Genomic DNA, 12,077 nt, shown 5'->3' with positions numbered 1-12,077 from the left:
ATGAATTCAAAACGTTACGAGCGAATCTGCGAAATGCTCGCCAGGCGTCAGCCTGATCTGACGGTCTGCATGGAGCAGGTCCATAAACCTCATAACGTCTCTGCTATCGTCCGCACCGCAGATGCCGTCGGCGTGCATGAAGTCCACGCCGTCTGGCCCGGTGCACGTATGCGCACCATGGCCTCCACCGCCGCAGGCAGCAACAGCTGGGTATCCGTGAAAACTCACCAGACCATTGGTGAAGCGGTCTCACACCTGAAAGGGCGTGGTATGCAGGTTCTGGCAACCCACCTCTCAGAGAAAGCCGTGGATTTCCGTGAGATCGACTATACCCGTCCGACCTGCATTTTGATGGGACAGGAGAAAACGGGGATCACCCAGGAAGCACTGGATTTAGCCGATCGGGATATCATCATCCCGATGATCGGCATGGTCCAGTCACTGAACGTGTCGGTCGCCTCTGCGCTGATCCTGTATGAAGCGCAGCGCCAGCGTCAGAACGCCGGAATGTACGAGCGCAGCAACAGCATGCTGCCGGAAGATGAGCAGCAGCGCCTGCTGTTTGAAGGTGGCTATCCGGTGCTGGCTCGCGTTGCGAAGCAGAAGAAATTGCCTTACCCCCACGTCAACGCGCAGGGCGAAATTGAAGCCGATGCCGAGTGGTGGTCCACCATGCAGTACGCAGGGTAAACCATGAAAGGCCGCCTGCTGGACGCCATACCGCTCAACAGCCTGACGGGTGTGGGCGCGGCACAAAGCAGTAAACTGGCGAAGATTGGCCTGCATACCGTGCAGGATCTCCTGCTCCACCTCCCCCTGCGTTACGAAGACCGCACCCAGCTTTATAAGATTGGCGATCTGCTGCCTGCCATTTATGCCACCGTTGAAGGGGAAGTGCTGAACTGCAACATCACCTTTGGCGGACGCAGGATGATGACCTGCCAGATCAGCGACGGCACCGGCATTCTCACCATGCGCTTTTTCAACTTCAATGCGGCGATGAAAAACAGCCTTGCCACCGGGCGACGTGTGCTCGCGTACGGCGAAGCCAAACGTGGCAAATACGGCGCGGAGATGATCCACCCGGAATACCGCGTGCAGGGCGATCTCAGCTCACCGGAGCTACAGGAGACGCTCACGCCGGTCTATCCAACCACCGAAGGCATTAAGCAGGCCACGTTGCGTAAGCTCACCGACCAGGCGCTGGAGCTGCTCGATACCTGCGCCATTAACGAGCTGCTGCCACCGGAACTGGCGCAGGGCATGATGAGCCTGCCGGAGGCGTTGCGCACCCTGCACCGTCCACCGCCAACGCTTCAGCTTGTTGATTTAGAAAGCGGTAAACACCCCGCCCAACGGCGTCTTATCCTTGAGGAATTACTGGCTCACAACCTGAGCATGCTGGCCCTGCGCGCAGGTGCGCAGCGTTTCCACGCGCAGCCATTAAGCCAGCGTGATGAGCTCAAAGATAAGCTGCTTGCCTCACTGCCGTTTAAACCCACCGGCGCCCAGGCACGGGTGACTGCCGAAATCGAACGCGATATGGCGCTGGATGTGCCAATGATGCGCCTGGTGCAGGGCGACGTGGGTTCCGGGAAAACGCTGGTCGCCGCGCTGGCTGCTTTACGCGCCATCGCCCATGGCAAGCAGGTGGCGCTGATGGCGCCGACGGAACTGCTGGCCGAGCAGCACGCCAACAATTTCCGTAACTGGTTCGCCCCGCTGGGAATCGAAGTGGGCTGGCTGGCCGGGAAGCAGAAGGGCAAAGCACGCCTTGCGCAGCAGGAAGCCATTGCCAGCGGGCAGGTGCAGATGATTGTCGGCACGCACGCCATTTTCCAGGAACAGGTGCAGTTTAACGGCCTGGCGCTGGTCATTATCGACGAACAGCACCGCTTTGGTGTTCATCAGCGTCTGGCGCTGTGGGAGAAAGGTCTGCAACAGGGCTTCCACCCGCATCAGCTGATCATGACCGCCACGCCTATTCCGCGCACCCTGGCGATGACGGCCTATGCCGATCTGGATACCTCCACCATCGACGAGCTGCCGCCTGGCCGTACGCCGGTGACGACGGTCGCCATTCCGGACACGCGCCGCAGCGACATCATTGACCGCGTGCGCAACGCCTGTACGCAGGAAGGGCGTCAGGCGTACTGGGTCTGCACCCTGATTGAAGAGTCGGAGTTGCTGGAAGCGCAGGCCGCCGAAGCCACGTGGGAAGAGTTAAAGCTCGCCCTGCCGGAGCTGAACGTCGGTCTGGTTCACGGGCGTATGAAGCCTGCCGAGAAGCAGGCGGTGATGCAGTCGTTCAAACAGGGCGAGCTGCATTTACTCGTTGCGACCACGGTCATCGAAGTGGGCGTGGACGTGCCAAACTCCAGCCTGATGATTATTGAGAACCCGGAGCGTCTGGGCCTGGCACAGCTCCACCAGCTGCGAGGCCGCGTGGGTCGTGGCGCAATCGCCTCTCACTGCGTACTGCTGTATAAAGCCCCGCTGTCGAAAACCGCGCAGATGCGTTTGCAGGTATTACGCGACAGCAATGACGGCTTCGTTATTGCGCAAAAAGACCTGGAGATCCGCGGCCCGGGCGAACTGCTTGGCACGCGTCAGACGGGTAACGCCGAATTTAAAGTGGCGGATTTGCTGCGCGATCAGGCCATGATCCCCGAAGTACAACGCCTTGCGCGTCATATTCATGAACGCTACCCCGAACAGGCGGCAGCGTTAATTGAACGCTGGATGCCGGAAACCGAGCGGTATTCCAACGCCTGACGGTCAGCCAAACATCGGCAGCATCAGGTAAAGCTTAATGACCAGCGCGTTGACGATATCAATGAAGAATGCGCCCACCATCGGCACCACCAGAAACGCCATGTGCGACGGGCCGAACCGTTCGGTGATCGCCTGCATATTCGCGATGGCCGTTGGTGTCGCTCCCAGACCAAATCCACAGTGACCCGCAGCCAGTACCGCCGCATCATAGTTTTTGCCCATCATGCGCCAGGTAACAAAGATGGCATACAGCGCCATGAACACGGCCTGCACCGCCAGGATCGCCACCATCGGCAGCGCCAGCGAGGCCAGTTCCCACAGCTTGAGGCTCATCAGCGCCATCGCCAGGAACAGCGACAGGCTGACGTTCCCGAGCACGGACACCGCGCGCTCAAAGACGCGGTAGAAGCCCATCTGCGCCAGACCGTTGCTCAGGATCACCCCGATAAACAGCACGCAGACAAAGGTTGGCAGTTCGAAAGCCGTTCCCGCCAGCCATTGCGCAACAATTTTGCCCACGGTGAGGCAGATGGCAATCATGGCGATGGTTTCAATCATTACCAGCGAGGTGATGCTGCGGCCAACGTCCGGTTTTTCGAAGGCGGTCGGCACCATTTCATCGTCTGGTCGGCCTTCCGGCGTGGTGGAGTGTTTAACCAGATAGCGCGCCACCGGGCCGCCAATCAGCCCGCCGAGCACCAGGCCAAAGGTCGCGCAGGCCATCGCCACTTCCGTTGCGTTTTCAAAGCCATAGCGTTCGATGAACAGCTTGCTCCACGCCGCGCCCGTTCCGTGGCCGCCTGACAGGGTAATCGACCCCGCCAGCAGACCCATCAGCGGATCCAGTCCCAGCAATGACGCCATACCGATACCGATGGCGTTTTGCATCAGCAGCAGGCCCACCACGACAATCAGAAACACGCCCAGCACCTTGCCGCCCGAACGAAGGCTTGCGAGGTTGGCGTTCAGGCCGATTGTGGCAAAGAAGGCCAGCATCAACGGATCTTTCAGGGACATATCAAAATCGATTTCCCAGCCCATGCTTTTTTTCAGTACCAGCAGGGCCAGCGCCACCAGCAATCCACCGGCGACAGGTTCAGGAATGGTGTACTTTTTCAGAAAGGAAACACTGTGTACCAGCTTGCGACCAAGCAGAAGAACCAGCGTTGCAGCAACAAGGGTCGATAACGTATCGAGATGAATCATAGAGGCTCCTGTTATGCGCGTGTTCCATACACACGCGGCGTTATCCTGGGCCGGGTTACACTCGTCATGAGCCACCGGCGCGAAAAGTGTAATTTTTTTTTCCTCTTCGTTGTAGAAAACCTGCTCACATCGGCAGATTTTCTCTCTTTTTTTTGCTGGCAATCGTTTGCTTTTACCAGGTGGTCAGATAAAATGCCCGCTTTTCCACCGTGGGATTGCCGCCGATGTCTGTTAACACTCTGGAGTCTTCTGATGCGCAACCGATTGCGCAGAAGCAAAACAGCGAACTGATTTACCGCCTTGAAGATCGTCCCCCGTTGCCTCAGACCCTCTTTGCCGCCTGCCAGCACCTGCTGGCGATGTTCGTTGCGGTCATTACGCCGGCGCTGTTGATTTGCCAGGCGCTGGGGTTACCGGCACAGGATACCCAACATATCATCAGTATGTCGCTGTTCGCTTCCGGCGTGGCCTCCATTATTCAAATTAAAGCGTGGGGTCCGGTGGGTTCGGGGTTACTGTCGATTCAGGGCACCAGCTTTAACTTCGTGGCGCCGCTGATCATGGGCGGTACGGCACTGAAAACCGGCGGCGCAGATGTCCCGACCATGATGGCGGCGCTTTTCGGCACCCTGATGCTGGCAAGCTGCACAGAGATGATCATCTCCCGCGTTCTGCACCTGGCGCGCCGCGTGATCACCCCGCTGGTCTCCGGCGTGGTGGTGATGATTATCGGCCTGTCGCTGATTCAGGTGGGTCTGACCTCCATCGGTGGCGGCTACGCGGCAATGAACGACCACACCTTCGGCGCGCCAAAAAACCTGCTGCTGGCAGGCGTAGTGCTGGCGATCATTATTCTGCTTAACCGCCAGCGTAACCCGTACCTGCGAGTGGCATCGCTGGTGATCGCCATGGCGGCCGGTTACCTGCTGGCGTGGGCGATGGGTATGCTGCCGGAAAACACCGCGCCGACCAACAGCGCGTTGATTACCGTGCCAACGCCGCTTTACTACGGTCTGGGCATTGACTGGAGCCTGCTGCTGCCGCTGATGCTGGTCTTTATGATCACCTCGCTGGAAACCATTGGCGATATCACTGCCACCTCCGACGTATCCGAGCAGCCGGTCTCTGGCCCGCTGTATATGAAGCGTCTGAAGGGCGGCGTGCTGGCGAACGGTCTGAACTCGTTTGTCTCGGCGGTGTTCAACACCTTCCCGAACTCCTGCTTCGGCCAGAACAACGGCGTGATCCAGCTGACCGGCGTGGCCAGCCGCTACGTGGGCTTCGTGGTGGCGCTGATGCTGGTGGTCCTCGGCCTGTTCCCGGCGGTGAGCGGCTTTGTCCAGCACATTCCCGAGCCGGTACTGGGTGGCGCGACGCTGGTCATGTTTGGCACCATTGCCGCCTCCGGCGTGCGTATTGTTTCACGCGAGCCGCTGAACCGCCGCGCTATCATGATTATCGCGCTGTCTCTCGCCGTAGGGCTTGGCGTCTCCCAGCAGCCGTTGATTTTGCAATTTGCTCCGGACTGGGTGAAAAACCTGCTCTCTTCCGGCATTGCCGCGGGCGGTATTACCGCTATCGTGCTGAATCTCATTTTCCCGCCTGAAAAGAACTGATCCCCCACACGGCAGGCTGTCAATGCCTGCCGTGACATCTCTTTACACCATTCCCGCCTTGAGCATTGCGCATAAATCGTGCATAACACCCTTATGTGCGTTTCGCGGGAAGGAAGACCATGAAATTTATTGGAAAGCTGCTTATCTCTCTTCTGGTAGCTCTGCTCATTGTAGTGCTCGCCTTCTATTTTCTGCTCCAGACCCGCTGGGGCGCATCGCAGGTCAGCAGCTGGATCACGGTAAATACCGATTACGAGCTTAACTTTGACCTGATGGATCACCGCTTTTCATCCCCTTCTCACATCCTTCTGGAAAATGTCACCTTCGGGCGAGATGGCAAACCGGCCACGCTGGTCGCTAAAAAAGTGGATATTGGCTTAAGCAGCCGCCAGATCACCGACCTGCTGCATATGGACGCCATCACCCTGTTCGATGGCACGCTGAATTTATCACCGCAGACGGCGCCGCTGCCGTTCCAGGCCGACCGTCTGCAACTCAATAACATGGCCTTTAACAGCCCGAACACGGCGTGGGATCTCAGTGCGCAAAAGGTGACCGGCGGCGTCAGCCCGTGGCAGCCCGAGGCGGGGAACGTGCTGGGGAAAAATGCGCAAATCCAGATGAGCGCCGGGTCGCTCACGCTCAACGGCATACCGGCCAACAACGTGCTGATTCAGGGACAACTCAACGGCAAAGAGGTGGTGCTGAACACCATCGGTGCCGATATGGCGCGCGGCTCGCTTACGGGTTCGGCCCTGCGTAATGCCGACGGTGGCTGGGTTATCGACACCCTGCGGCTGAATGAAATCCGCCTGCAAACCGACAAATCGCTGCTGGATTTCTTCGCCCCTCTCTCCACCCTGCCTTCGTTACAGATTGGGCGGCTGGAAGTGACCGATGCCCGTCTACAGGGGCCAGACTGGGCGGTAACCGACCTCGATTTCAGCCTGCGTAACCTCACCCTGAGTAAAGGTGACTGGCAAAGCCAGGAGGGACGGTTATCCATGAACGCCAGCGAGTTTATCTACGGCTCGCTGCATCTGTTTGACCCTATCCTGAATGCGGAATTCTCCCCGCAGGGCATTGCGCTGCGTCAGTTCACCTCCCGCTGGGAAGGGGGCATGGTGCGCACCTCCGGCAACTGGCTGCGCGAGGGTCAGGCACTGGTGCTGGACGACGTTGCCATTGCCGGGCTGGAATATACGCTTCCGGAAAACTGGAAAACGCTGTGGATGGATCCGCTCCCGGCATGGCTGAACAGTGTGACGCTGAAAAAATTCGGCCTGAGCCGCAACCTGGTGATCGACATCGATCCTGCTTTCCCGTGGCAGATCACCTCCCTCGACGGTTATGGCGCTAATCTGCGGCTGGCGCAAGACCACAAGTGGGGCGTGTGGGGCGGTAACGCAACCCTGAACGGGGCGGCAGCAACCTTTAACCGCGTCGACGTGCGACGCCCGTCGCTGGCGCTGAATGCCAACGCCGCGACGGTAAATATTACCGATCTGAGCGCCTTTACCGAGAAAGGGATCCTGGAAGCGACCGCCACCGTTTCGCAACTGCCACAGCGACAAACCACCGTGAGCCTGAACGGGCGCGGCGTACCGCTCAACGTCTTGCAGCAGTGGGGCTGGCCAGCGCTGCCGATTGCGGGCGACGGCAATATTCAGCTCACCGCCAGCGGCAGCGTACAGGCGAATACGCCGCTGAAGCCGACGGTGAACGGGAAGCTGAACGCAGTGAATATGGATAAACAGCAGGTACAGCAGACCATGACGGGCGGAGTGGTGTCGACGATGGCTCCGGCACAGTAAACAGCCGGGTGGCGGCTATGCCTTACCCGGCCTACGATCCCCTGTAGGCCCGGTAAGCGAAGCGCCACCGGGCATTTTTCCAGCTCAGAGGTGAACCACCACCTCACCCCCCTGCGCTTTCACCACCACGCCCCACTCACTGCCCGTATGTGAACCGCCTTTCACGCCGCTCACCTTCTGCACGTTGCGCAAGCAGACGGACCAGTTACGTGCTTCCCCGTCGCCGGTAAGGGTCACGATGTCGCCCTGACGTGACGCTTTCAGCGTAAACACAACGGAACCGTCCGCCGCAGGCACTTCGCTCACCGCCGTTGCGCCGTCGTCCAGGTTGAACAGCTGGAAGGCTGTCCCCTCGTGCCACGCGTAGTCCGGCTTCTGGTTGTTGTTGCCCAACGCCAGCAGGGTGTTGTCGCGCACGTAGACCGGCAGGCTCATGAAATCGTGCTGCTGCTTATGCCAGCGGCTGCCCTCAATTTCGTCGTTGTGCCACAGATGCGTCCAGCGCCCTTCCGGCAGGTAGAACTGCACGTCACCCGCCTCGGAGAACACCGGGGCCACCATCATTGAATCCCCGAGCATGTACTGGCGGTCGAGATAATCGCACGCCGGATCGTCCGGGAACTCCAGCATCATCGCGCGCAGCATCGGCGTACCGAACTCGCGGGCCAGCGCCGCCTGACGATACAGGTACGGCATCAGCTGACATTTCAACTGAGTAAAGTGGCGCACCACGTCGCAGGACTCATCATCGTACGCCCACGGCACGCGGTAGGATTTGCTGCCGTGCAGGCGGCTGTGGCTGGAGAACAGCCCGAACGCGCACCAGCGCTTGTAGACGTGCGCCGGGGCGGTGTTTTCGAACCCGCCGATATCGTGGCTCCAGAATCCGAAGCCGGACAGCCCAATCGACAGCCCACCGCGCAGGCTTTCGGCCATCGACTCATAGTTGGCGTAGCAGTCGCCGCCCCAGTGCACCGGGAACTGTTGCGCCCCGACGGAGGCAGAACGGGCAAACAGCACCGCCTCTTCTTCCCCCACCGTCTCTTTGAGCACGTTCCACACCAGCTCGTTATAGATGTATGCATAGTGGTTATGCATCTTCTGCGGATCGGACCCGTCGAACCACTGAACGTCGGTCGGGATACGCTCGCCAAAGTCAGTCTTGAAGCAGTCCACCCCGATCTCCACCAGGCCTTTCAGCTTGTCGGCATACCACCGACACGCGTCCGGATTGGTGAAGTCGTAGATCGCCAGCCCCGGCTGCCATTTGTCCCACTGCCACAGGGCGCCGTCCGGGCGTTTGAGCAGGTAGCCCTTCTCTTTCAGCTCCCGGAATACCGGGGATTTCTGGCCGATGTACGGGTTGATCCACACGCAGACCTTCAGCCCTTTCTCTTTCAGGCGGCGGATCATCCCCTCAGGGTCCGGGAAGGTCACCGGGTCCCACTCAAAATCGCACCACTGGAAGGCCTTCATCCAGAAGCAGTCGAAGTGGAAGACGTGCAGCGGCAGGTCGCGCTCGGCCATGCCGTCGATAAAGCTGTTGACCGTGGCTTCGTCGTAGTTGGTAGTGAACGAGGTGGTCAGCCACAGACCGAACGACCACGCAGGTGGCAGCGCCGGACGCCCGGTAAACTGCGTATAGCGGTTCAGCACGTCTTTCGGCGTCGGGCCGTCGATCACAAAGTACTCGAGATATTCCCCTTCCACGCTGAACTGCACTTTGGAGACTTTCTCGGAACCCACTTCAAACGAGACGTTCTCGGGGTGATTCACCAGCACGCCGTAGCCGCGGTTGGTCAGGTAGAACGGGATGTTTTTGTAGGACTGCTCGGTGCTGGTGCCCCCGTCGCGGTTCCAGGTTTCGACCGTCTGGCCGTTACGCACCAGCGCGGTAAAGCGCTCGCCCAGACCGTAGACCGTTTCCCCCACGCCCAGATCCAGACGTTCAAACACATAGTTGCGATCGGTGTTGCTGTCCTGCACATAGCCGTTGTTTTTCAGCTGGCTGCCGGTAATGCGCTGGCCGTTGCGCAGGAAATCCAGCGCCCAGAACTCGCCTTTGGTGACACGCACGCTGACGCTGCCGCTTTTCAGCTCGGCAAATTCGGCGTTGTTTTCAATCTCTACCTTCACGTCTTTCAGAACGTTCAGCGGATAGTGCGGGCCGTTATTCAGCGCGCCCTGGAAGTGCTCAATGCGCACCCCGATAATCCCCTCCTGCGGAGCAAACAGGCGCACCGTGAACATCAACGTGTCGAGTTGCCAGGTGCGTTCGCGCACGTCACGCGGCGCGACGTACACCACCAGGTCATTGCCCTGCTGCTCCACGTCGAACACCTGCACCGGATACGTCACGTTAAGGCCCGGTTGGATAAGCCAGTTTCCATCACTGATTTTCATGCTTACGTCCTCTTAGTTCTGCAATTCTTTGCTGACCGGCAGGTTTTCAAATTCCTGCTGATTGCGGCGTGCGCCCTGCGCCAGCTCGCCCAGGATTTTGGTCAGGAAGGGGGTTTTCAGCGTGTAGTAGCGTTTGGCGATGATGGCGCTCAGTACGTAGCAGATCGCCGGTGCCAGGGTAAACAGGCCGATAATGATGCTGATGGTCGCGCTGTTCTGGGTTTTGGCTGCCGCGTCGTAGCCGCCGCCTGCCAGCATCCAGCCGATCATCGCTCCGCCCAGCGCGAGGCCGAGTTTCAGCACGAACAGCGTGCCCGCGAAGCTGATGCCGGTCAGACGTTTGCCGTTGGTCCATTCACCGTAGTCGACGGTATCGGACATCATCACCCACTGAATCGGCGTCACCAGCTGGTGCAGCACGCCGATAACGAAGATGAAGCCGAACATCAGCACGGTGGCATGCATCGGCACGAAGAACATCGCCACGCTGACCACCGCCAGCGCGGCGTTGGTCCACCAGAAGATGCTGACCTTGCACTTCCAGTCGGTGAGCGGTTTCGCCAGCGCGGAGCCAATCAGGTTGCCGACGCAGTAGGTCGTCAGGAACGCGACGAACACCTCCGGCGAGCCCATGATCCAGGTGCAGTAGTACATCATCGCGCCGCCGCGCACGCAGACGGCGAGGATGTTGAGGATGGTCAGCACGCCGACGATGCGCCACTGGTCGTTTTGCCAGATGTCGCGCAGATCTTCACGCATGGAGGTGGTGCTCGGTGGCACCTGGATGCGCTCTTTGGTGGTGAAGAAGCAGAACGCCAGCATCAGGAACGCGACCACCGACAGCACGGCGATCCCGCCCTGGAAGCCGAACGCCTTATCGTCGCCGCCAATCAGGTTCACCAGCGGCATCATCAGCACCGTGGAGAGCATGCCGCCCGCCGTCGCAAGCACAAAGCGCCAGGACTGAAGAGAGATACGCTGCGTCGGGTCGTTGGTGATCACGCCGCCCAGCGCGCAGTACGGGATGTTGACCACGGTATAGAGCAGCGTCAGCAGGGTGTAGGTGATGGCGGCGTAAACCATTTTTCCGTTAAGGCTGAGGTCCGGCGTGGTATAGGCCAGCACGCAGACGATGCCGAACGGGATCGCGCCGAATAAAATCCACGGGCGGAACTTGCCCCAGCGGCTGCGGGTGCGGTCGGCAATCAGCCCCATGCACGGGTCGGAGATCGCATCCAGCGCGCGGGCCAGCAGGAACATGGTGCCGACAAACCCGGCGGGAATACCAAAAATATCGGTGTAGAAAAACATCATATAAAGCATGACGTTATCAAAAATGATGTGGCTGGCGGCGTCTCCCATGCCGTAGCCAATCTTCTCTTTTACTGACAGGACTTCGCTCATATTTTTATCCTTCACGCTGTAGGGGGCGCTGAGACCGGTTACCGTTTTTTAAACCATTGTTTCAGGAGCGGGTATTGCGTTTTCTGGTTAAGAGATTACGTTTCTTGTTTTTTGTGATCGGGATAAAAGTTGGTGAGCACGAAATGCTAACCTGAGGATTTTCTTAAGAATTAACTGAAACAGGGGGATTCAGGTCAAAAGAGAGGTGAAAAAAGTGGTGTGGGGTATGTGGTAAATGCCTGAAAGTAGCTATAATGCGCCCCGCCTCCATGTAGCAATGCAGGCGCGGAAGATCGTCATCTCCGGTGAGGTGGCTGGACTTCAAATCCAGTTGGGGGCGCCAGCGTTCCCGGGCAGGTTCGACTCCTGTGATCTTCCGCCAAAAATTTCTACTCAGATTATTTTATCCTTTATTCACAAACTTTATATCATAAACTTCGCCTTGTTATTCAGGTAGATACCACGAAATCTTATCTTGTATGTCAATAGGGATATTTTCTAATTTGTTAAAAATAATATCATCCTCACTGATATATTTAATATGTTCTTGAACTAAATCAATATCTTCAGGAGAAAATCCATATCTAAGCAATAAAGTATGAATAGGATTTAATGTTCCATATTTAAGCAACCCCATCATTTTCATGGCGTTATTATCTTTAGTCCTTTCATAATAAACACGGAATGCTCCCATAAACGCATCCGTGAGTGAAAAAGAGATTACAGTATCTAAATAGTCATACGTGTCGAATACAATTCTATCATAACTTACATTCTTAGCTTTAATATTGTAGAACATTGAATGACTTTGTTGAATAAATCGAACTTTTGCTGAGTTGAAGGATCAGATCACGCATCT

Annotated in this window: 8 protein-coding genes and 1 tRNA gene; 5 read left to right on the top strand and 4 right to left on the bottom strand. The window is 57.9% G+C overall.

What is annotated here, in order from left to right:
- Both trmH and recG read left to right on the top strand, forming a co-directional pair.
- Positions 1-690, top strand: a complete 690-nt coding sequence (trmH, locus tag ACOTX7_RS09310; protein WP_047354969.1) for a tRNA (guanosine(18)-2'-O)-methyltransferase TrmH — start codon at positions 1-3, stop codon at positions 688-690.
- Between the two features lie 3 nt (positions 691-693).
- Positions 694-2,775, top strand: coding sequence for an ATP-dependent DNA helicase RecG (recG, locus tag ACOTX7_RS09305; RefSeq protein WP_017383630.1), 2,082 nt, complete (start codon positions 694-696; stop codon positions 2,773-2,775).
- Between the two features lie 3 nt (positions 2,776-2,778).
- Here the strand turns inward: recG and gltS are convergent, their stop codons facing one another.
- Positions 2,779-3,981: a sodium/glutamate symporter gene (gltS, locus tag ACOTX7_RS09300; RefSeq protein WP_006812438.1), complete on the bottom strand. Its 1,203-nt coding sequence runs from the start codon at positions 3,979-3,981 to the stop codon at positions 2,779-2,781.
- 224 nt (positions 3,982-4,205) lie between these two features.
- On the opposite strand from gltS, the gene xanP reads away from it, so the two are divergent.
- Positions 4,206-5,597, top strand: coding sequence for a xanthine/proton symporter XanP (gene xanP, locus ACOTX7_RS09295; RefSeq protein ID WP_006812439.1), 1,392 nt, complete (start codon positions 4,206-4,208; stop codon positions 5,595-5,597).
- Between the two features lie 119 nt (positions 5,598-5,716).
- Positions 5,717-7,411 carry an AsmA family protein gene (locus ACOTX7_RS09290; RefSeq protein ID WP_221256728.1) on the top strand — a complete coding sequence of 565 codons (1,695 nt, stop codon included), beginning with the start codon at positions 5,717-5,719 and terminating at the stop codon, positions 7,409-7,411.
- 84 nt (positions 7,412-7,495) lie between these two features.
- On the opposite strand, the gene yicI is transcribed toward ACOTX7_RS09290, so the two are convergent.
- Both yicI and ACOTX7_RS09280 read right to left on the bottom strand, forming a co-directional pair.
- Complete coding sequence (gene yicI, locus ACOTX7_RS09285; RefSeq protein ID WP_221256727.1) at positions 7,496-9,814, bottom strand: alpha-xylosidase; 2,319 nt, start codon at positions 9,812-9,814, stop codon at positions 7,496-7,498.
- Positions 9,815-9,826: 12 nt separating this feature from the next.
- Positions 9,827-11,218, bottom strand: coding sequence for a glycoside-pentoside-hexuronide family transporter (locus ACOTX7_RS09280; RefSeq protein WP_032646751.1), 1,392 nt, complete (start codon positions 11,216-11,218; stop codon positions 9,827-9,829).
- Positions 11,219-11,505: 287 nt separating this feature from the next.
- Here ACOTX7_RS09280 and ACOTX7_RS09275 point away from each other — a divergent pair.
- A tRNA-Sec gene (locus ACOTX7_RS09275) sits at positions 11,506-11,600 on the top strand.
- A 63-nt stretch (positions 11,601-11,663) separates the two neighbouring features.
- Here ACOTX7_RS09275 and ACOTX7_RS09270 read toward each other — a convergent pair.
- Positions 11,664-11,912, bottom strand: coding sequence for a hypothetical protein (locus tag ACOTX7_RS09270; protein WP_221813384.1), 249 nt, complete (start codon positions 11,910-11,912; stop codon positions 11,664-11,666).
- Between the last annotated feature and the right edge of the window lie 165 nt (positions 11,913-12,077).

The organism is Enterobacter cloacae complex sp. IR5418, assembly GCF_049238105.1.
In the GTDB taxonomy this organism is placed as follows: domain Bacteria; phylum Pseudomonadota; class Gammaproteobacteria; order Enterobacterales; family Enterobacteriaceae; genus Enterobacter; species Enterobacter hormaechei.
Note: the sequence above shows the minus strand (reverse complement) of the source record. Positions and strands in the feature narration are given on the sequence as shown.

Bases quoted from the DNA above. Each gene is read 5' to 3' on its own strand.
- trmH (WP_047354969.1), top strand. From the start codon at position 1: ATGAATTCAAAACGTTACGAGCGAATCTGCGAAATGCTCGCCAGGCGT.
- recG (WP_017383630.1), top strand. From the start codon at position 694: ATGAAAGGCCGCCTGCTGGACGCCATACCGCTCAACAGCCTGACGGGT.
- gltS (WP_006812438.1), bottom strand. From the start codon at position 3,981: ATGATTCATCTCGATACGTTATCGACCCTTGTTGCTGCAACGCTGGTT.
- xanP (WP_006812439.1), top strand. From the start codon at position 4,206: ATGTCTGTTAACACTCTGGAGTCTTCTGATGCGCAACCGATTGCGCAG.
- ACOTX7_RS09290 (WP_221256728.1), top strand. From the start codon at position 5,717: ATGAAATTTATTGGAAAGCTGCTTATCTCTCTTCTGGTAGCTCTGCTC.
- yicI (WP_221256727.1), bottom strand. From the start codon at position 9,814: ATGAAAATCAGTGATGGAAACTGGCTTATCCAACCGGGCCTTAACGTG.
- ACOTX7_RS09280 (WP_032646751.1), bottom strand. From the start codon at position 11,218: ATGAGCGAAGTCCTGTCAGTAAAAGAGAAGATTGGCTACGGCATGGGA.
- ACOTX7_RS09270 (WP_221813384.1), bottom strand. From the start codon at position 11,912: ATGGGAGCATTCCGTGTTTATTATGAAAGGACTAAAGATAATAACGCC.